Source organism: Thauera phenolivorans, assembly GCF_001696715.1.
Lineage (GTDB): Bacteria > Pseudomonadota > Gammaproteobacteria > Burkholderiales > Rhodocyclaceae > Thauera > Thauera phenolivorans.
Map to the genome: position 1 here is coordinate 39,757 of NZ_MBFM01000001.1, position 21,239 is coordinate 60,995.

16 protein-coding genes are annotated in these 21,239 nt (G+C 62.7%); 3 read left to right on the plus strand and 13 right to left on the minus strand.

Annotated elements, in window-relative coordinates; all coding sequences use genetic code 11:
* Positions 1-10 precede the first annotated feature (10 nt).
* Together BB334_RS00155 and BB334_RS18330 are read left to right on the plus strand one after the other, a co-directional pair.
* Positions 11-529, plus strand: a complete 519-nt coding sequence (locus BB334_RS00155; protein ID WP_068803121.1) for a retropepsin-like aspartic protease family protein — start codon at positions 11-13, stop codon at positions 527-529.
* 405 nt (positions 530-934) lie between these two features.
* Complete coding sequence (locus tag BB334_RS18330) at positions 935-1,102, plus strand: hypothetical protein (protein WP_198531148.1); 168 nt, start codon at positions 935-937, stop codon at positions 1,100-1,102.
* A 463-nt stretch (positions 1,103-1,565) separates the two neighbouring features.
* Here BB334_RS18330 and BB334_RS17320 read toward each other — a convergent pair whose 3' ends face one another.
* Positions 1,566-1,823, minus strand: a complete 258-nt coding sequence (locus BB334_RS17320; protein ID WP_083200208.1) for a helix-turn-helix domain-containing protein — start codon at positions 1,821-1,823, stop codon at positions 1,566-1,568.
* 132 nt (positions 1,824-1,955) lie between these two features.
* Here BB334_RS17320 and BB334_RS00160 point away from each other — a divergent pair, with 132 nt between their 5' ends.
* Positions 1,956-2,882: a DUF2726 domain-containing protein gene (locus BB334_RS00160; RefSeq protein ID WP_068803124.1), complete on the plus strand. Its 927-nt coding sequence runs from the start codon at positions 1,956-1,958 to the stop codon at positions 2,880-2,882.
* A 40-nt stretch (positions 2,883-2,922) separates the two neighbouring features.
* Here the strand turns inward: BB334_RS00160 and BB334_RS00165 are convergent, their stop codons facing one another.
* The 12 genes from BB334_RS00165 to BB334_RS00220 form a co-directional block, all read right to left on the minus strand.
* Entirely contained in the window at positions 2,923-3,507 is a 585-nt protein-coding gene (locus BB334_RS00165; protein ID WP_068803126.1) for a plasmid pRiA4b ORF-3 family protein, read from the minus strand.
* A 65-nt stretch (positions 3,508-3,572) separates the two neighbouring features.
* The gene (locus tag BB334_RS00170; RefSeq protein ID WP_158014325.1) at positions 3,573-5,012 is read right to left on the minus strand and encodes a DUF6880 family protein; all 1,440 of its coding nucleotides are present in this window, start codon (positions 5,010-5,012) and stop codon (positions 3,573-3,575) included.
* Complete coding sequence (gene brxL, locus BB334_RS00175) at positions 5,012-7,057, minus strand: protease Lon-related BREX system protein BrxL (protein WP_068803130.1); 2,046 nt, start codon at positions 7,055-7,057, stop codon at positions 5,012-5,014. Before brxL ends, BB334_RS00170 begins: the two co-directional genes overlap by 1 nt.
* Positions 7,058-7,098: 41 nt before the next feature.
* Positions 7,099-9,408: a BREX-1 system phosphatase PglZ type B gene (gene pglZ / locus BB334_RS00180; protein WP_068803132.1), complete on the minus strand. Its 2,310-nt coding sequence runs from the start codon at positions 9,406-9,408 to the stop codon at positions 7,099-7,101.
* 69 nt (positions 9,409-9,477) lie between these two features.
* On the minus strand, positions 9,478-11,166 hold the full coding sequence (locus BB334_RS00185; RefSeq protein WP_043743624.1) for an AIPR family protein: 1,689 nt from the start codon (positions 11,164-11,166) through the stop codon (positions 9,478-9,480).
* Complete coding sequence (locus BB334_RS00190) at positions 11,166-14,615, minus strand: Eco57I restriction-modification methylase domain-containing protein (RefSeq protein WP_198531149.1); 3,450 nt, start codon at positions 14,613-14,615, stop codon at positions 11,166-11,168. Before BB334_RS00190 ends, BB334_RS00185 begins: the two co-directional genes overlap by 1 nt.
* Positions 14,567-15,262, minus strand: coding sequence for a hypothetical protein (locus BB334_RS00195; RefSeq protein ID WP_068803135.1), 696 nt, complete (start codon positions 15,260-15,262; stop codon positions 14,567-14,569). Before BB334_RS00195 ends, BB334_RS00190 begins: the two co-directional genes overlap by 49 nt.
* A complete protein-coding gene (brxC, locus tag BB334_RS00200; protein WP_068803137.1) occupies positions 15,259-18,720 on the minus strand; it encodes a BREX system P-loop protein BrxC in 3,462 nt (1,153 codons plus the stop codon). The genes BB334_RS00195 and brxC overlap by 4 nt, the downstream gene beginning before the upstream one ends.
* A 43-nt stretch (positions 18,721-18,763) precedes the next feature.
* A complete protein-coding gene (locus BB334_RS00205; protein WP_068803139.1) occupies positions 18,764-19,330 on the minus strand; it encodes a BREX protein BrxB domain-containing protein in 567 nt (188 codons plus the stop codon).
* Positions 19,323-20,102 carry a hypothetical protein gene (locus BB334_RS00210; protein WP_068803142.1) on the minus strand — a complete coding sequence of 260 codons (780 nt, stop codon included), beginning with the start codon at positions 20,100-20,102 and terminating at the stop codon, positions 19,323-19,325. The genes BB334_RS00205 and BB334_RS00210 overlap by 8 nt, the downstream gene beginning before the upstream one ends.
* The gene (locus BB334_RS00215; protein ID WP_068803144.1) at positions 20,099-20,311 is read right to left on the minus strand and encodes a DUF1778 domain-containing protein; all 213 of its coding nucleotides are present in this window, start codon (positions 20,309-20,311) and stop codon (positions 20,099-20,101) included. The genes BB334_RS00210 and BB334_RS00215 overlap by 4 nt, the downstream gene beginning before the upstream one ends.
* A gap of 232 nt (positions 20,312-20,543) precedes the next feature.
* Positions 20,544-21,224: an SOS response-associated peptidase gene (locus BB334_RS00220; RefSeq protein ID WP_068803145.1), complete on the minus strand. Its 681-nt coding sequence runs from the start codon at positions 21,222-21,224 to the stop codon at positions 20,544-20,546.
* Positions 21,225-21,239: the final 15 nt, after the last annotated feature.

Genomic DNA, 21,239 nt, shown 5'->3' on the forward strand with positions numbered 1-21,239 from the left:
ACGAAGAACGATGAGCAATCCTGATCAAGCCACCCGCAGACTCGGACGGCGCATGGGCTTCCTGGCGACCCTGGCTTTCCTCGGATTCGGCTGGGTGACGTTCGATGGCGCGATCATGAAGCGCGAGGACCCCAACCACGCGCTGACCGTCGCGCCCGGCGTCGACGAGTGGGTGCTCCGCCGCAATCGCAGCGGACATTACTTCTCCCCCGGCCTCATCAACGGTCAGCCGGTGCGCTTCCTGCTCGACACGGGCGCGACGCACACCTCCGTGCCGGCGCACCTGGCCCAACGCCTCGGCCTGCGCCCAGGCGCCCCGTCGACGGTCTCGACGGCCAACGGAGCGGTGACGGTTCGCGCAACCAGAATTGACGCCCTGGATATCGGGCCATTTCGCTTCGCGGGTGCGCCGGCGCATTTGAACCCCGGGATGCGCGATGATGATGTGCTGCTCGGCATGAGCGTCCTCAAGCACCTCGAGTTCACCCAGCGCGGCGATGTGCTCGTGCTCAGAAAACCCGCTGGATAGTCATTCCAGGTGTGTCGATGCCGCCCCTGCTATGTTCATCGGCCCGGGGGCGTGGTTGTACGTTGATGGCCCACAGCACGAAGACGAAGCACTGGATCCCGCCGATCCACCCCTGGGTTGACAGCCCACGCCCGCCTCCGTTTTAATCAATCCATCGCGCCGATTTGAGAACACAGCTTGCGGGCGCCTAATAAATGCAGCTAAAGCGGCCACACAAGACCCGCTGAGCCTGCATGGCCATCGGGTCTTTTGCTTTTTGCAGCACCTCACGGGCGCCCAGCGCCCAACCGCCGGCATTAACGACAACTTGCCGGGGCGGATGAAAAATACCGGCTAAAGCGTCACCGCCTCTTCGCCCCCGCGAGGCCGGTCACGCCGGCTCAACAGGGGGCGAGGAGCATCACCATGATCAGCACGCAATCCACGGGCGACCGGCGCCTGACCCCCAGCCAGCGCGAGGCGCTTGGCAAGTTCGTCCCCAATCCCTTTCCACTTGCACACACCAGCGCGCCCGTTCGCCACAAGTCGAGCGAGCCCCTGCCCATCCGCCCAAGTTGGCTGGGCTGGCGTTGAGCCGCGGTACACGAGAGCCTTCATGTCCTTGACGAACTGATGGTGGAGTTGGAGCCCTACCGCCGGGAGTGTGGATTGACAACCTACCCTTTCTGGCCACGCGACTCTCTTCCTCCCTCCAGTAGGCGGGTAGCGTCGAGCCTTGACGCGCGGGGCGGTGCACTAATTCGTGGAAGAGGTCTTTGAGCGTATTGCGAAGCGAGGCGAGGCTTTTGATGACGAACTCGGATCGCGCTCAAACATCCTCAGCACTGCCTCCGCGCACTGGCTTCGTCAGACGGCCGGTTCGAACATGCCCGGAGCCGAGGTCGTCCCTCGGCTCTTCAGCGACAACGTGAGTCACGAATCCAGCTCTACCACGAGCTTGTACTTGCATGGTGATGATGACGAACGAAACAAGACCACAGAGCGCGGCCCCCGTATCGACTGGTCTTGACTCGGAGCGCAGTTAGTTAACCGACTTCTAGCTCGCGACCGACTCAGCAGCCACGGCGTTTCGATCGTCGAACTCAAGCAATTTTGAAGGAGGGAGTCCCAGCGCCTGGGCCAGCCGAATGATGTTCAGAAGCGCGATGTTCCTTTGTCCGCGCTCGACGCCCCCGAGGTAACTTCGCGCGAGACCGCTCTCAAGCGCGAGGTATTCCTGGGACCATCCGCGGCTTCGGCGAAGCTCGGCAAGGTGCTTACCGAAGAGGACCCTGGGGTCGGAGGAAGAAGTCACAGCAGTCGGAAATGAATTTTCGACTGATGCTAGGGGTGAGGGCCACTATGAGGCGACGCTCTATGAGTGACAACGGGCGCGCCGACACGTACTATTGCCACTCGATTCTGACGACTTAGACGACGAGACTTCGTGCAGTTAAGGGATAAGGCAAGCGTCATTCGGACGTTGCGTGGGCATCTGCATCGGCGCGAGCACGCCGCCTTTGTCACTGTGTTTCTCGACGGTGAGGTTCAGGTTTTCCGGAAGAACGACGACTATTTGAAGGCCCTTGCCGGCGAGGCCTTGTGTCTCCTCCTAGAAGCACCGCAAGCCGCCGAAGAGCTACTGAGGGAGTACGAACGGCTCCTTCTCGGCACAGAGATATCCGCTCCTTACTCGACGGTCCTCAGCCTGGCAGAGCGTTTGAGTTCAAACTCGCTGCACGCTATCGCGAGGACACTTCGCGATGAGGATCGACGTTGGCCCGCACGACGCCAACATCGCAATCGAAAGCAGCAGGAACCAGCCAAGGCCCTTTCCGAGCCCGTTATCGAGGTGCGACGCGTCGTCAGTAGCACGCTCATGCGCTTCGGTGATCCGAACGCGTCCGACGCAATGGGAATCCGACGATCGGTTTTCAGGAGTAGCCAGGAGAGGTCGTTTCTCAAGGCCTTGTCATTGAGGTTTCCCGCGCTACTTGCGCTGCCGAATTATCCACTTGACCAGATGATCGAGTTCAGTCGTCTGCGCGAACTCGTCGGCAAGTCGACCTGGGCCTACGCTAAGAACTGCAGAGTCGATGCAGTGCTGGTCGTGCCGGACGAAGGAGACCCGGTTGCCGCGTTCGAACTCGATAGTTCATATCACGATCGGCCCGAGATCAAGTCCCGTGATGAGATGAAGAACGCGATTTTCGGCCTCGTTGGGCTCCCCTTTTTTCGTCTGCGTGCGGATTCCCCAGAGACGATGACAACGGATGACTGGTACGCATTCCTGACTGATGAAGTGGCTCCAAACATCGATGTCGGACGGCGCTTGCGAACGCGGTCCAGCGCAACCAAGTTTGTCCCTGTCTGAGGCGTGACCGCTGCCCTTCACAGCCATCACCTGCCCAGCCTCATCCCCACCGATTCCAGGCCATCCGAAGCAAGGTCGCATTGGCGGCGTGCCGATCAAACCGCGCGGGGTCAAAGTCCTCCCCGGCCCATCGCAGGAGCCGACGCCCTTCATCATCCAGCGGCCGCCGGGAAATCTGCTCCACGAAGTCCATGTAAGCCGCTGCACCGCCCACATCCTCAGGCGGACAAGCTCTCTCCCCCGCCGACACATAGGCGTAGCCGCGCTGGTCTCCGTCAAGAGACTCAACACGCTCGACCACAACACGATGCTGCCAGCTGTCGCCGAAATCGTAGAGGTAGGAGAAGTGGTCGCCGGTGGTCGCTAAACGGTCCAATCTGACTTTGCGCTCATCGACGATGTCCCGCTCCGGGTCGTCTTCTGGGTGCGGCGTTGCGTAGGTTTTGCCGCCAATCTCGAACTCATGGAGATGTGCGTCGGTCCAGCCCATCGCAGCTTGGATGTAGTGATGAAGCTTGCTCAGCGTCGTATCGCCATCGACAAGCAGTCGCCGCCAGATAAGCGGTTCAACCTCCTGGAGCTCGATGCGAAGGGTGTAGGCCTTCACGACGGATTTTCGCGACATCCAACCTCCCTGTTTCCTCACTACCAGCAATTACAACGGCAGGCGCAACTCGAGCAGTTCGGGGGTCACAGCGCGTCCAGCAGCTTCATGAAGTTCCGCTTGCGCTTCCACTCCAGCCGGATCTCCGCCAGTTCGTCGCCGAACATGCCCAACTGCTTGTGCGCCACCCGCAGCGCGCGAATTTTCTTGACGATGGCGAAGGCCTCCCCGTAGTGGGAACCGCGCGAGCCGCCCTCGACCAAATGCGGCAGCAGGCGCTTGTAGAGCGCTATCGCCTCCTCGTGGTGGGTCTTGCCCCGCGCATCGGCCACCGGCTCCCACAGGCCAACATCGACCCGTCCCCCGCTGAATGCATCCCACATGGCCTCGGCATCACCCTCGCGCAGAAAGATGGAGACGATGTCGCCCCGGCGGGGTTTATCCCATGGACTGCGGCGAACGCGGCTATCGGCGGCTTCTTCCTCAGCGACCTTCTGCCACAGGAAGTCGAGCGCCCGCTTGCGCAGCGCTGCCTCGCCACCAATCAGACCAGCCACTTCCATCAGCTTGAAGAATGGACCGCAGCCAGGGGCCTGCTCAAAGCGCTGCCAGGCGAGTCGCTCCACCTCCGCATGCCGCCCAAGCGCCAGCTGCAGCTCGATGGCAAGGCTCAGCAGGTCGTCATTGCGCTCATTCGGAAACGCCGCAATCCCCTGCTCTACCCAGCGCAGCGCCTCGTCCTTGCGGCCCTGGTCACGAAACAATGCAGCCAGCGTCAGGAAGCACGACGGGGACGACAGATTCTTTGCCTGGATGGCCACCAGCAACTCGAGGTCATTCGTGCAGCGGGCGATATCCTTCATCGCCGACTCCACCTGGAAGCGTCGCGTGCTCCAGTCGCTGCGATAGTGGTCGGGGCCCAGGGTCGGCAGGGCCAGCCAGTCGCGCTCGACCCGCTGCCGATATGCGGCCAGCCCTTCCTCGCCCAGCGCCTCGGCGTAGTCCGGGAGCACCTCATGAAAGGTGTCCCACTTGCCGTTCATCTGGAAACCGTACAGGCGCTCGGCCAGGGCAACGGGGTCGGGATGCAGGGCGTTACAGGCCGCCAGATGCACTCTTCGCAGCTCAACCACCGCCGGCATCACCACGCCGCCGGAATCGTCGATGTGCTGCAAGGCCTCTTCCGCGAGCGCGATGGCTTCCTCGATGACTTCGATGAGTTCCGGCTGACCGTCGGCGATGCGCTGTGACAGCAGTTCCGCAAGGTCTTCCAGGCGATTGGCGTAGTTTCCCGCCTCGCGATACTCCACGAAGCCGTTGGTGCGGGTAGCCTGCTTGACCACCTTACGCAAGTCGGCAAGACCGGCGCTATCCGCCACGGTCGCAGCCATCAACAGCTTTTGGCGCAGGGCGTCATCACGCCAGGATGCTTCGAGCATTAGCTTGCGCAGTGCGCCAACATCCAACCCCTGCAGGTAGGCCTCAAGCCGCGCCTCTTGAGACTGCCAGTCATCCTTCTGCGTCATCAATCCACCAGCGCCTTCAACAACGCATCCCGCGCATCCTGGTAGAACTCGATGTCCAGCTTAGTCGCCATGTCGTCCGACAGGTCGAACAACTGCCGCCGGCAGCCAACCGGCATCAGCAGCGACTTCGCACCCTTCTCAACCGCCATTTCGGCGATGGTCACGGCGTTGTGAACGGGCTCGATGGTGCCCCCGATGGTCACCTCACCAACCACAATCAATCCACCGCGGACCGACTTCCTCAGCAAGGCGCTCGACAAGGCAATCAGGCAGGCGACACCGGTCTTGGCCCCACTCTTGGCTGCATCGAACCCTCGAAGCTGTACCGAGAACTCATGCGAACGCGGGTCACGGTCGCCGACCAACTGCGTTGCGCGGGTGTAGAGGTTCTGCTCCGCACAGCGCACGGACTCCTGAAACGCAGGCGGCACGGGTTTGTTCAGCACGCGAACACCGCTTCCGGGACCCTCGGTCACCTCCAGCCGGAACAGGCCCGGGTGCTCGTCCGCACCACCAGGGCTGAGCGTCCAGATTTGGCCCGACTCAAGCGGTTCATCGCCGATGCCCTCCTGGCTGCGCAACTCCGGCGTGGTCACGAACTTCTCCACCCCTTCCGCGCCGAGCGTGTAGCTGAAGTGGGTGTTGCGGAACTCGGCCGCGCCGATGCGCTTTTGCTGCTCCTTCACCCGCCGGCGCACCTCCAGCGCCAGCCGCACCGCCCACTCGAGGTCCTCATCGCTGACCGCTTCATCTGCGTCCGGATGCAGCAGCTTCAACAAGCCACTCACGGTCTTGTTCACCGCGTTGATGTCCCGACCGGACAGGGCTCCGCCGAGGAACACCCGGCCCTGCATCGTCGACACCCGGCTCTGGTTGCGCAGTTGCGTGAAGCACTCGGACAGGAAATCGCTCACCAAGCCAAAGTGCTGAGTGAACAGCGCCGGATTCATCTTCGGCACGTCCCAGCCGGGCAGGAAGCCGTGAATCCGGTCCATGAAGGCGGTATCGTCACGCATCTCGGGTGGCAGCGGGCCAAGCAGATGGCCGATACGCTGTTGATGCTCGACATCCACGTCGAAGTTGCCGACCAGCACGATGGAGCCGTCGGCCCGGATGCTCTCCTTTCCGCGCGAGAACTCGCCCGACTCCATGTAGCCCTTCATGATGTTGACGCCGTCCTTCTGGTCGAAGGACACGCCTGACACCTCATCGAAGCAGACCACGTCGTACTGGCAGACCAAGCCGCGCTGGCCGTTGGAGTTATTCACGAACATCCGGGCCACGGTCGCCTTGCCCCCGGAAATCAGGTGCGCGTAGGGCGACACCTGCTGGAAGAGGTGCGACTTGCCGGTCCCGCGCGGTCCGAGCTCGACCAGGTTGTAGTTGCGTTCCACGAACGGCACCATGCGCAGCAGCAGCGCATCCTTCGCGCGGTCGTTCAGCCCATCGGGCTCGAACCCAACGCTGCGCAGCAGAAAGTCCCGCCACTCGGTTGTGGTCAGCTGCTTGCGCCCCTCGGCAAGAGAGGTCAGCACATCCCGCTTGGAGAGCTGAATCGCACGCAGAGCGTCGATGCCAAACGGCCGCCCGCCCTTCTCCTGGGCAATCGCGGCGTCGTAGCCGAGTGTGATTTCAGCGTAGAAGCCGCCGGTCAGCATGCGCTCGTGCTCCTTGATGAGCTCGGGCGAGATACGCACGTCGTTCAGCCTCAGGCTGGGCAGGGACGCAACATAGGAGTCGCTCTTCGCATCCAGGCGCGCAGTGATGATGTCGATGATTTTCACCGAGCCCGTCTCACGCGCCCGCGCCTTGAAGAGCTCCTCTTCCCCGGCCTTCACCGTGCGCGACTGCAGTTGTCGCTGGACGATTTCCAGGCCTTCCTGAATCTCAGCCTCGTCCGTCGTCGCGCAGTACCGGCCCAACAGGAACTCGACCACATAGGTCGGCACCGGGAACTGGCGGCTGAAGGTTCGGACCAGGTCCTTGCGGACGATAAAGCCATCGAAGGCGGAAGCCGCCTTGCGGTCGAGGTCATCGAGATTCATCGTGTTCTTCTTGCTCTGTTCTCGTTCGTAGCGCAGGCGACTTACTCGCCGACAGTCGTATTCATCTTGGCCAGCAGCTTACCCTGGCTGTCGAGCACCACCAGGACCGCCGCGGCCCCCTCGTTCGAATCATCCGCCACTGCCAGCGAAGCCTTCCCCTCAACCAGGTCCTTGACCGCCGCGGCGATGGAGGACTCTTCCGCTGCAGCCTTTGTGCGGATATCTACCTTCAATCCGGGTAACGGCGGTAACACCTCGACGTTGCAGCGCAGACCACGCCAGGCAAGTTTGGAGATGGAGACGTTGGTCGCCGGCGCACCGCCCTCCAGTTCGAGCGTCAGCTCGGGCACCAGGCATTCCTGCAGGCTCAGCCCGCCGTGCGCGTACTCGGCACCGGCTACAAAGCTCGCAATACCCGGCGCGAAGGCAATCTGCACCTGCGGGCACCAGTCCCAACCAAAGGTCAGCGGCGTTGCAGTCACACTGTCCTTCAACACCGCGCAGCGCCCCCAGCGGGTCTCGGCCTGCGATTTGGCCAGCTCCGCCTTGGGCATGCCGCCGGGCACCAGCAACCAGCCATGGTCGGTGACGATGCGAAACCGCCGCCAGCCCGCATCGGCCAGCGCCTGCAGGCGTTCGACAATCTCGGCCAACTGGCCGTCAATATCGCGGGCCAGCCGCAGTCCATGCTCATGCCCGAAGTGGTCCAGGTCGCCACACTCCACCCAGGCCTTCGCCGTCGGGTCGCCTGTCTCGCTACCGGACAGGGGCGCGTATCCCGCGTCTGCCAGCAGCTTGCGGAAGTTGTACGTGTTCAGGGGCTTCATGGTCGCGGCCACGTTGGGCTCGAAATCCGCATCGTCGGCCTTGCCCGCAATCAGATTCGCAACCGGGGACACCCAGGCCTTGCCCGATGCGGTGACCGAGGGCAGCGAGGTCCAGCCCGAATTCAGCGCGACCTGCCCCAGCGCCCCCAAACGACTCGCCAGCATCTGTGCGACGTCGAAGCGCAAACCGTCAACAAACACCACGCAGGTGCCCGCGGGGTCACTCAATTTCGAGACGCCGCCAGGATTGAGCCCGCCGGACGCGGCCACTGCCTTCTGGAACGCGAAACTCGAGGCTTCCAACCAAGGCAGATATACCGCGCGCAGTGCGACCGTTACGGCATCCTGGTCCGCTTTGGTGTGCGCTTGAGCCAAGGCCTGCAGCGCTTCAGCATCGACCCGCCAAGCCTCCTCTCGATAGCGCTCCGCCTGGGCCTCCAACGAGTTCCCGAACGCCGCCGCCTCGGTGTGTTGCGCTACGAACGCGAGATGCCCGAGCGCGCGCGCAAGCGGCGCCTTCCCCATCTGAGCCCAAAGCCAAGACCGGCGCTCGCCGTGCTGCTTCTCGGCATCCAGAATCGCAGCACGCGCCTGAACCGCCGTCATCGCGCTCAATGCATTGAGCCGGTAGCGCAGGTCAGACTCACCTTCGTCGTTCGCCTTGGGATAGGCCGAAGTATCGGCGAAGAGGTCGCCCATGCGGTACTGCACCCTGGAGAGCAACTCGACGACCGCGGGGAAGCTCGGATAGGCGTCCTTGTACAACTCCCAGACCGCACCCCACGAGCCGGCCCTGGCTGCCAGCTTCTCTGCCGCGGTCAGCTCGCCATCCTTGGCCGGGTCGAAGCCGAAGTCCTTGCGGCAACGGCTGACGAACACCTCCCAGCGTCCCCCCTGCCAGGCACACTCGGTGGCCTTGGCGTCGTTCATCCATACAAGGATGTCCCGCGTCGGATTCGGTGCCAGCAGGCTGTCCAACCAGGCCGCATCAATCAAGCGACCTCGCAGTTCCTCGACCGCCTTGCCCATAAGCTCGCCAGACGACAGGGCGCGTAGCAAAGCTTTCTGTGTCGCTTGGTCTTGAGTAACGTCCAATCCCAGACCACCATTCTTCGACGTCAGGAAAGCGTTGAGCGTCCAGTCCTTGGCATTGACCTGAGTCCAGAACACACCGCGATACTGCAACTCAGCGAGAGGTTGAAGGTGGCGTGGGCAGGACTCAATGGCGCGGAGGTCGGCCCGCGAGACGCCCGGCAGGTACACCACCGGCACACCATCCAGCGCCACACCATCGAGCTTGCCGGCCAAAGCACATTTCAGCCAGATGGCCGGACCTTGAAGCGCCTCGGGCGCATACTCACCAAGCATCAAAACGGGCCGACCCGAGGCTCGCAAGGCCTTTACGACCGGAACCCACTGGCGCTCTGCGTCCGTCCAGAGTATCGCCTCTGGCTGTGCTTGCACCGATTTATTGAACCTGCCTGCCTCTTTCAGGGCCTGGGCAAGGGCTTTGAGAATATTCATTCAGCCTTCCTGCAGAAACCCATCACCAGTCTGCGAACTCACCAGAAACGGCGTGCGTGTCATCGACAATTATCCCAACAGTGGCATCTCCAGAATCTTCTGGATTAGGTCGCCACGGCGGAAGGTGGCCGACAACTGGAGCGTGGACACCGCCTTACTGCCGTACAAATCGTCAAGCGCGTGCTGGATGTCCTCGGCCGAACGCGCGAAATCATCCTCCCCGTGCGTCTCGATGTACCGCTTGGCCTCATCGAAGACACGATGGGTCAATCCCGACAGCGGCAGCTTTAGCGCCTTCAGAATACGCTGCCCCATTCGCATCGCGATGAAACACGAGGCGTAGCGCACCAACAGTGCGTCATCTGAGCTAGGCCTACGTCGATGGTTTTCGGCAATGCGATAGAGCAACACCGCCACAATGACCTGCGCCCCATTCACGTCGGCCGGAAACACATTGTCGTAGAGCTTCCCGAAGTGCTCCCGAGTCAAGAATTTGGCTTGATGCGGTGCCGCGCGCCATACCGCAAGCAGCGCCTCGGCGGCCGCACCCGCTGTGATATCGGTGGACTTCGGCGCGCCATCCGTCCGCTTGCGCCGATAATTGAAACCCAGCGAGGCAATACTGGCTTCGAGCTGACGCTGAATTTCATCATTGGCACGCAAGTCCTTCAGATCGACTGGGTTCTGGCTGTTGGTCGCGTGCGTGATCTGGTGAACGATGTCTTCCTTCTCTTTCGGCAGTTCATACACCCGCACCAGCACGCTGGCCTGCGCCGGCAAGAATTCGCCACGCTCTGCCATCTCGTCCAGCGTCTTGTAGATCGTCATGCAGGTCTGCGCACCGTTGACGATCTGAAGGTTCTCCGCCTGCACCTGATAATCCCCGCCCTGCAGCCCGTTGTACTTGAAGTGGTCGCAGATGATGGTGAGGCCGTTGTTGAAGAAGTAGAAATTTTCCGGCGCGCTCGAGCGCAGGGTGGCACGGATGCCCTCGTTCACCCGGTTACCGTGCAAGCCGAGATAGCGCCGCACATTGCGCTCCAGCAGGCGTTCGCCGTGCGCCTTCATCAAGGCCCCCACTTCGGTCACAGGCATGCGACCCACGCACACCCGGCTGAAGTTCATGTCCTCAACATTGGCCTTCCCGACCAGGCGTAAGGTCGCGTCCACCTGCTTGGGCCGCTGCAAAATGCCGACAAGCACATCGTGATTGACGTGCTCCCAAGTCACCTGCTCGCCGAACCCCGCCAGCTCGATCAGGCGTTGAGCCTGATCGTTCCAGCGCAGGCCGTTGTTGCAGGCAATCGCACGCACCCGTGGGATGAAACCGTCGCGCACCATCGCGCGCGCCTGCTCAACCCGCACCCGCAACCTGTCGTTAATGGTGCCCAGTTCAGCTTGAGGATCGAAAATGTGGCGGATCGCATTGATGAGCGCCTTGATGCCGCCCTCATCGAAATTGCCATCGGCCTCGAGCCTCGTTGCGTACTTGGACTGAAAAACGGTGACGACGAACTCGCCGTCCACCTCCTCCGTCACCTGCATCGCATCCACGCCAAAGTCGCCACTGCCATCGGTCACACAATCGAATGCTTCGCGTGCATCCAGGTCGAGCATGGTCTTCACGCACAGATACACAAATGCTAACGACCGCAACCGGCCTTCATCGGTCAGCTTCAGCTCATCCCTGGCCCATTCACGGATTTCATCCTGCACGCCCTTAAGACGCTGATCGATGATAGATGCATTGAGATTCATTATTCCTTCTCCTTGCTTGCCGCCGCCCGCTTTTCCGCCAGCGTTAGATGATAGTCATTGATGCGGTCGCCCCTGAACACCGCGAACCACGGCGCGCTTTCCACGTCCTTGCCGCGGTCCTTGTCCCACTTGATGTTGAGCTTCGGGCCTTTGTTGTGGCGCAGCACGCCGGCGGTCATCCAGGGGCGGATGTTGAGGCGCACGCCGTCGTTGAGGTCGGGGTTCCAGCCGATGGGCTGCTCGGCGAGCGGTTTCCAGCGCACGAAGACATCAAAAGGCGCTTCGCCTTCAAGGATGGCTTCGAGCTTCCTCTTCAGCGCCTGCGCGGCGGCCAGCCGCTGCGGGGCGCCGTCGAGGCCGCTGGCCACGCCCGCTTCCTGGATGCGAATCCAGTCGCCCAGGTAGGTGTGGATGAGGCGCTCCAGGTTGCGGGCGTCGAGCTTGTGGTAATTGACCAGCGCGCCGAAACCGTCCTTGAGGCCGTCCCACACATGCCAGATGAAGGGGCGGTGGTGGAAGCGCTTGGCGTGCTGTTCGAAGAACTTCTCGCGCAGCCACACTTCCAGACTCTTGCCGGCGCAGTCTGCCTCGGCCAGCAGACGGTCGAGGGTGGAGGCTTTCCAGCTGCCGGGGGTGACGGTTTCCCAAGCGTCGATGAGCAGCGCGAGCAGGCGCTCGTGGGCGGGCTTTTCACCGCGCACGGCGGGCAGGCAGACGATGCCGTCGTCGTCGGCGTGGGCAGCGAGCTTGTCGGTGTGCGCAATCCACTGGCGGGCTTCATCGGCGAGTTCCATATCCGCGTCAGTCTCGGCCGGCCAGCGGTAGCCTAGCAGGCGGGCGACGGCGACCTGCAGCGGGTCGGTGGCGGGCTGCGGGTGGCCGTGGAACAGCCATTGGGTGGGGTCGTCGGAATAGGGTTTTGGCAGGCCGTTGGGGTAGCGTTCGGCGGCGACTTGTTGCCAGTGGGTGAGGTCGAAGGGGACCTTTACCAGCGTGGCGTTCGTGACGTTGAGCTTCTGGTCTATCCGGCGGACGGCTTCGTTGTAGTCGGGGGAGGAACAGAAGCACCAGATAGCCGGCAGATTTGCCTCATCGTTCGGCGTAACAGGGGAACAGCTAATGTCGAACATTTCGCCTGTGTAAATTGTGCAGGGCAAATCGCGCATAACGCGCACGACAACGCCTCGTCTTCCCCAGCTGGACTCACCTTGTATCCGAGCATTGGGATTATTTCGGTGAACCTCCCCCCGGTAGGCCCAATAGAAAACGGAGTCGCGCCCGCCGAACAGCACCGTCTCATCAACTGGAGATTGAAAGAGCCCCCAGGTTTCGGACGGCAAAACGACCTCCCAGTGCTGCATCCGGAAGCGCGGTGAGTCACCCCCATGCATACCATTCGGCGACGATGCAACGCTAGCGAGCAAGACTCCACCGTTGCCGCTCTCAAGCACAATCCTCGCATCCGGATTCCCCAACTGCCCCTTCTGCGCCACCGACACCACTTCCCCCTCCCGCAGCAGCGCGGCCTTCTCCGCCGCCCCCTTAGTCCCGCTGGCATCCACGCCGCGCAAGGCAAACGCCTCGTCCGCCGGCGCATGGGTCTGGGTGAGCAGGACGGCCTGCACGACCTCGCCGCTGATGGTCTCGAAGGCGCCCGGCCCCAGCCGCGCCAGCAGGTTCCACTGCACCCGCTTCAGCAGACTTTCGCGCTGCTTCTTATAGCTGGTGAGGAACAGCCAGTTCTGCGGCATCACAATCTGCACCACACCGCCCGCGCCGCGCTGCGACAGTTCCAGGCAGCGCTCAAGGAACACGTTGGCGAGGTCGTTCTTGGCGTCCGGGTAATGGGTTTCGCAGAAGGCCTTCAGCGCGTCGGACTGTTTGCCGCGCGCCAGATAGGGCACGTTGGTCACCACCAGGTGGTAGCGCGCATCCAGCAGCCGCGCCGCATCGAGCAGGCCGCGGGCGGTCAGGGCATGGTCCCAGGCCTCATCCTGCACCTCGTTGCCCTCGCCCCACAGCGTGGCCGGGCGCTCGGTGGACAGGGCCCGCTCCAGCAACGCGCGCAAGGTGTCAAAGCTCGTGGTGGCGAGGTCGTTCTTCAGGCTGCGCGCCGGGTCGAGCAGGCTGCCCAGCAGCGGCGCTTGCGAAAAGCTGTCGTGCAGCAGGCGCAGCTCCTGGCGCAGGTAGGCGGCGTTGGGCACTTCGTCGGGGACCAACGCCATCCAGTCCGCCGCCCGCGCGGCCACCTTCAGCCCGCAGCAGGCGATGTTGGGCGCGGGCATGTCCGCGCGCACGCCCAGCGGCTGGCCAGCCTCGTCCGGGAAGCGCCAGGCGGCAAGCGCCAACGCGAACACCGCGATTTCCACGCAGCGCGGGTCCAGTTCCAGACCATGCAGGTTGTCACGCAGCACCGCATCCACAGCCTCGCGGGCGGTGAGGTGTTCCGCCGCCATCCGCATCGGCACCAGTAGCAGGAAGGCGGCCACCAGAAAATGCCCCGACCCGCAGCAGGGGTCGAGCAGCTTGAAGTCGGCCAGGGTGTCGGGCCAGCCCTCGAACTTGCCGGCTGCGGGAGTCTTGCCCCCACCCCCAGCCCCGCCCCCCGAGTGGGCGGGGAGGCCGTCGTCCAGCGTGCGCAGGTAGGTGAGCGGCACCGGGCAGGGTGTGTCCGGGTGGCGGGTGAGCCACCAGGCGCCGAGCGAGTTGTGCAGCAGGAAGTCCACCATGTAGGGCTCGGTGAACAACTGGGTGACGGCGGGCAGCTCATCGGCGCCAATCTTCACCTCGGAGGCGTTGACCTCGTCCTTGCGCCGCGCCTGCCAGAACTGATACACCCAGCCCAGGCTGTCGCTGGCCTGGAAGACTTCGGGCGGCAGCGCGGCGAGCAGGCGTTCCAGCTCGCGCTGATGCTCGGGCGCGAACACCAGCTCGAACACCGGGTGCTGGGGCTTGAACACCTGCGGCAGCATACGGGCGGCGAGCTTGCCGGCGAGCTCCCATTCGCTGCGCGCGCCCATCGCCATCTCGGGGTGGTGGTCGACCAGCTCGCGACAGTCCTGCAGCGACACCGCCGCGCCCGGCTCCCACAGCAGCAAGCCGTTCTCGGCGAGGAAGCGGGCGAACAGCATGCGGTGCCAATGCTCGTAGGCCACCTCCCACACCAGCCGGCGCAGTTCCTGGGTGTCGTCGCCATGCTTGGCATCGCCCAGGCTGCGACCGTGGGCGCGCAGGCGGCGACGCAGTGCACGCTGGGCGTCGTTCAGGTAGTCCGGCACCCGGCCCTCGCCCACCGCGAGTTGCTGGAGGGCGGCACGGGCGGCGGTCTCGGCGATGTCGCGGGCGGACTTGACGGTGTTTTCGAGTTGGGTGCGCAGGGATTTGACGAGAGCTGACATGGTTATCCCAGAAAAGCGACCGCAAAAGCCTTGCGGTGAAACTGCTGACACAGGTCCCAAAAATCACGGAACTGGTTATGCGTCATCGCATCCAGGAGGCCGGACGAAGCTCCGTCGCGTGAAATGACGTAAACGAGCTTCTCCCCATTGATGACATCAACGTCTACCGGGTCCGAATGAAAAGTGGCGACCCCTGGTTTGCTTGAATCCAAGGGAGCGACTCCCGGCGAAACCTTGACGTAATGATTTCCGTCTTGCCGCAGACTCCCTCTGGCGGTGGTTGGAGCTCCCAGTGACGGAATGTCTGCGACATCGCACAACCAAGTATTGGCCAAGACACTCGTGTGCTTGGACAGCTCGGCCGGTGTCCCAATGACGGGGAATGCATAATAGATGCAGCCCTTTGGTATTACCCCTCCGCCTTTGACTGTAAGCTTGCGAAGGTTCTCTAGCTGCTCATGCGGAGCCTTGAACTGGCGCTCACCTGATTTCAGCACATGCGTCGAAGCCTTCATCTGTACGATGAAAAGCCCCTTTCCAATACGAGTGGCGATGTCAAAGCCCTGCTCTGCCTCTTGCATTTGAGTGAGGCCGAACCACAGAAGCCTGCCACCACAAGCGTAATTGAGTTGGCTGGCGAAATTGAGCTCAAGGGTCTTTTCGGAGAGTTTCGCTTTATCCCACGGCATCACCGTCATAGTGCGACAGGCCCCTTCTCAATCGCCTTGAGTAGCAGTCGCTCTACCTCCATCAACCACGCCTTCACCTCGCCCGCGTCATTCAGGGTCCGCTGCGGTAGCTTCACCTGAACCACATTCGGCTTGAGCAGCTTGGCCGCATCCATACGGACGGCCCCGAAGCGGGTCGTGAGCGCCTGGGTGCGCTCGATCCAGCGCTGCAAGTCGCAGTCGTCCAGGGCATCGGCGAGCTTGTCGGCGGTGGAGATGTCGAGGCGTGCGGGTGCGTCGATGTGATGTGTGCGAATAAGCTCGGAACGCTGAGCGTCGTCAAGCTTTTGCCAATTGCTGTCAGCGTCCAGTTGGGCCATCTGCTGCTCATACTCGGCGCGATAGGCGTCGAGCTTGGCGTTGAGTGCTTGGCGCAGAAGGTCGGTGGTGCGCTCCAGCAGCGGCCGGACCGGGTCAGGCTCGGCGAGCAGGCTACGCTGCGCGGTGATGGCTCCAACCTCGGCCTTGAGTTCGACGTAGGGGCCGAGCGCGCGGGCATGCTCCAGCAGCGCGTCGAGTTGGTGCCACAGCGGCAGGCGCTGTTTGATGAGCTTGGCGGTCTGTTCCCACTGTTTGGCGAGCGCGATCAGCGCCTCTGCCCGTGAGAACAGCTCCAGGAGCAAACCATTACCCAAAGCCTGTTCCAGCGCCACAATGGCATCGGACCTGGGGGGCTCGGGTTGAGGTGCAGGACCACCAGCACAAAGCGCCAGCTCCTTGAGCTTGGCAATCAGGATTGGCGCCTTGAGCAGCTCTTCGTTGGGCTGGCAGCCGACGCCCAGGCTCTGGAACAGACCTCGAATCCTGATCTTCTGGACCGGCGAGATATTGACCGATTCAGGCTCGAAGAATGCTTGGGTGAGTTTGCTGCGCTCAAGCGACTTGGCATCGACCGGGCGGTGGGCCATGTCGCGCGCCTTGAGCTCGCCCGTGGTGAGCAGGATGTAGAGCGCGCCGTCGATGGTGTCGCGCGGCCAGCCGTAGGGCGGCGACTCGAAGTTGTCGCGAATCTCTGCGCCCTTCTTGCCCCCCCCTAGAAAGCTCAAAACCTTCTGGCAAACCGCGTGTGATTTTGGCTCCTGGAGGTGCCCGATTGCCCGCATGGCCTCGGCGTTGCCCTTGCGCGCCTCGTCCAGCACTTTGTCCCAGCCCTTCTGGTCGGCGACATCGAACTCGCGATACAGCCGAATGACCGAGGACTTGACGGCGGTGTTGAGGCGATCGGCCAAGTCGTTGCCCTGGGTGACTTCCTGCCCGCCAGCCTGAAACACGCGGACACCCGCGAACAGGGTGTTGAGCAGCGTCTCGATTTCCTTCTCGGCATTGCGCTGACGGCTTTCCATCGAGCGCTGCGCGTTACGCCCCTCCTCCGTGTTCGGCGTGCCCTTGCGGCTTAGCGTGGCTTTTGCTGCCTCGAGGGTGACGATCGCGTTGGCGAGGTCCGTTTTGCTCTGGGCCGGCATGAAGGCAAAGAGCGTCGGGTTCTCGGCACTCTTCGCGCGGGCTTCGGCAATTACCGATTTCTCATCTGTCTGCCAGCCGTCCTGAATCCACAGGTAAAGCGCCTTGTCGTTGTCCTTCGGCAGCGACTCGTCGAAGCATGCGGTCAGCGTTCGTACCTCGGGGGCTAAGCCCTGGACGGCACGGACCTTGGTCAACACCGAGCGGAAACGCGCTTTGAAGAAGTCTGCCCGCTTGACCTCGATGTTCTGGGGGGAGGCCTTGAGCTGGGACTCCTGCGCACGAAACTCTTCGTACCATGCGCTCGATTCGCGGGTCTGCAGGTGGTACTCGGCGCCATTGGGGCCGTCGAGCGCCATCACCAGGTGGTCTTTCTCCTGGAGCGCGTCAAGCAAGGTTGGGATGGTCTTACGAAGCTCGGACGATCCGCTCTTGAGGTCGGTGACCAGCAAGTCGGCCAGGACGTCCTCGGTGGGCTTGAGGCCAATTGCAATCGCCTTTTCGGGCGGCAGCTTGTTGATGAGGTAGATGAGCTTGAGCAGTCGGGCCTTGAGCTGAGACGGGCCATCGCCGGCAGCGAAGCGCTGCACGCTATCGAAGATCTCGCGAGAGAGCTGGGCGGTGGAGACCAGGTTGGCGGCAATCTGGTCGTAGAGAAAGTCGCCGGAGACGACATGGCCAAGCGGTAGTTCGGCGGTTTCGAGCGCAGCCTCATGGACGACCCGGAGTTGGCTGCGCAACTGGGCAACGGTGCCGGTGGCGTCGATGGTGCGAAGGACGTTTTCCCAGAAGCGGCGGCGCACGGGCAGGATGGGGTAGTCCGCAGTGATGAACGCCTCGTCGTCGGTGACGTGCTCGAGCTTGGTGCCACGCAGGTGGCGGGAAATTTCACCTAGGTTGTCGCGCCAGACACGGTCAACCTCCGGTACTGCAGTCGACTTCTTGGCGAGGATGATTTTGCGGGTGACGTTCTCGACGTCCCAATCGCCCAGGGTGACCTGCACGGGGAAGCGTCCCATCAGACGCTGCAGGTTGGGCATGCCCGACAACGCGGATTGGCCAGTGCCCACGAACAGAAGCTGCCCGTTGAAATGCTTGGAGAGGGACTCGGTGACTTCCTGAACCTTGTAGGCTTTCTCGGCATCCGAACCGATGTATTGCTGGACCTCGTCTAATACGACCAGGGTGAGGGGGAACTTGCCGCCTTCCGCAAGGGCGCTCTGGATGGCGGCGACCATCTCGTCGTTAGTGACGTCGCCCACTTGCGGGAATTGCGCCTTGATGAGCTGGCGGACCGCCGCCTCACTGTCAGCAAGGCCGCGATTGGCCTGCAACAGTGCGTTCGACAGGTGATTCGATACATACAGGTGGGGCAACTCTTGCGCGAGACTGCGGCCCGCGGCCTTCAAGTTGGACTGAACCGCTTCGAGCAGCCCCTCATGCTTGAGCCACATCACGAAGCGCGCCTGTGCGAACTGCTCCGGCAGCCCCTTGGACTTGAAGATAATGCCGAGCAATGCCAGGCGAACGTTGTCCCCTGCCCCGGCGCCCAACTTTCCGGCCGCGGCGTGCAGGCCACCATTGCGCTTGCCCTCGGTGCTCAACTCCTTGAACTGGTCGGCAACTCCATCCGGCAGGTCGGCAAGCCCGCGCGCAGAGGCGCCGCCCGGAAGCTGCTGATCGATCCACAGCGCACGCAGCATTTTCGCCAGGTGCGACTTACCTGAACCGTAGAAGCCGGAAATCCACACGCCAGGCTGCTCGGACTTTGCGCCGAGGTTGCGCAGGAACGTCTCGAGAATGGTCTCCGTGCCCTTCGCATACTGGCCGTCGCACACGAAGGACTCCAGTTCGTAGCGCAGCACTTCGAGCGCGGCATCAGAGTGGTCCTCGGAGACTTCAGCGACACCATTATTGGCCAGCCGGTTTTGTTCGGGGGATTTGACGTAAATGTCGCGGTTCAGCACTGCGTGTTTCCTTGTTCTTGTTGGTTCTGCAGCTGCGCTCTGCTCAGGCTTCCTTGGCCAGCAGCGGCACTGCGAGGTAGTTCCAGCCGTCTCGGGCGTCGAGCAAGCGGTACGCGTGGTTCTCGGGGTGGTATTCGCCGGGGAAGAACACGACCAGGCGCCCATCCACCGCGTCCTTGATACCTTCCACAATCGAAGAGACGCGGGCCAGGCCGAAAAGACTACCCACGCCCATCAGCGCGACCACCGTGTTGGGCGTGGCCTCGGTGACAATCGTCGTCTTGATGCGCTCGACCAGGCCATGGACGAACTCGACGATCTCTCCGGCCTGATAGCCGGTGAGGTCCTCCGGGCACTCGAAGTAGGCGTCGCGATACTCCTGAGCAGCCATCCATTCGGGAAAGGCGTTGGTGACGTCCACAAGCAGCCACTGATGACCTGCCTCCAGCGTGGCTAGGCGAAACTCGTCGATGTGCGCCCGCAGCCGCAGTTCGTCGGTCTTGTCGTACACGGCGAAGATGACGCGCTGAATGGCCGCCAAGCCTCCCGCCCACGGCACCGAGATGTGTTCCCGGTAGGCACCGACCAGCTTCGCGACTTTGCTACTCATGCAGCCATTGCTCCTCATCCGGAGTTAGAAAGCCCGGGAAACGGACTTCTTTGACGCCGCCGGCATTCAGAAAAACGATTTGGCCCCGATGCGAGGCAGAGTTTGCCAAGGCTTCTAGCTCGTCAGGCGAGCTACATAACAGCGTCATCCAATGGGATGAGAACAGCCGTTGCCCTGAGTGCCCCTCAAGATGCCCCAAGAATAATGCATAGGTGATGTTGCTCGGCGTGACTTTTGGCGCGGCGCGAACCTTTCGCCTACGCCCCACCAAGAACCCCGCCTGGGTCCAGCTTCCGTTGATGTTTTGGGCGATGGATTTGAGCGACGCCGGACTGAAGCGGTCCGGTTCGTTTGCGGCAATGAGTTCCTCGACCTCTTCGCGCTGCACGGCGTCGCCTTCGCCCTTGGCGAGCACAAAGGCCTCCGAGAGCCGAAGAACCGGGTCGCGCACCATTGCAAGCGTCAGGGCGAGCAACGGCCTGGCAGCCTCATCAAGCGCCCAGAGCTTGCGAAAGATGCGGAACACCGGAATGGCAGGGTCCAAGCCGTAGAGTTCGACGAGGTGGCCGAACGTGAGCAGACGCGATTTCTGTGTCGGCTTGCCTAGAACGTTGAGACCCACCACCTCGTCACGGTAGCCGTCTCGCGTCGTTTCCGACGTGGTGTGTTCAAAAAGGAGCATCAGCTCGTCGAACATCATGGTGCGGGCGGCATGCGTACCGCTGCGACCAAGTCGGTAGCCCAGCTTGATGAGGGATTCGCTTGAAGTCACGGGGTCTTGACGGGCTTGCGACGGCTGGAGGCCGGCTTCTCTTCGGTTTGAGCGGGGGGCGAGATGGCATGACGCTCGCAGTAGTCGATAAGCAGATACTCAATCATGTTGCTGAGCGTGCGATGCTCGCGGTCTGCAGCGAGGCGTAGCAACTCCTTAATCTCGGAAGACATCCTGAGATTGATTGCCTCGGTCTTGCGTCGAGCCATCGGTTTGCGCCCCACACGCCTTGTCTTTACATTGTGTAGACTTTATAGGCCTTGCTCTTGGATGTAAAACCAACAAGCCGACTGGATCAGCCAGTGAGCTGAGCGTCACGCAATCCAGGCGAGTTCTCCAGGAGGACTGTTCTTGGAGGGCTTGCTTCTGAGCAAGCGGCTCGCGCATCCTCGGACGACGAATGGCTACGATCGTGTCGTGCGCCGAGGTGAGTGACAAGGCTCAGAGCGGCTGGATCAGGTTCGCCCCCTCGTTGCGAACGTTGCCGACCGCTTTCCCAACTGGATGCACCGCGAGCTCCGCCTCGGGACACGGCCGCACCAGCGCCTGCACGCGCTCGACCGGCGTCGCCCCGTTCAACCACGCCCAGTAATCCCCAGGCGCCAAGATCACCGGCATCCGATCGTGCAGCGGCCGCATCGCCGCGTTGGCCTCAGTGGTGACGATCGTGAACGTGTCGAGCTCCTCGCCGTCGGCCGGACGCGTCCAGCGCTCCCACAGCCCCGCCAGCGCGAAGAACTCGCCCCCGACCGGATGGATGTAGAACGGCTGCTTGCCGCCGCCCTGCTGGTCACTGAGCTGCTGCCACTCGTAAAAGCCGTTCGCCGGCACGATGCAGCGCCGGCGGCGGAACGCCGCCCGGAACGAGGGCTTCTCTGCCACCGACTCGCCGCGCGCGTTGATCAACCTGGTGGCGATCGTCTCGTCCTTCGCCCACGACGGCACGAGGCCCCAGCGCAGGCGGTGAATCACCCGCTCACCGTTCGGCCGCTGCCGCACCACGGGCAGCCACTGCATCGGCGCCGCGTTCCAGCGCGGCTCGAACTCGAAGCCTTCGGGCACCGCGTCGAAGGCCTCGCGCAGGCGCGAGACCGGACCGTAGAGGGCGTAACGACCGCACATGCGCGCACCCTCCCC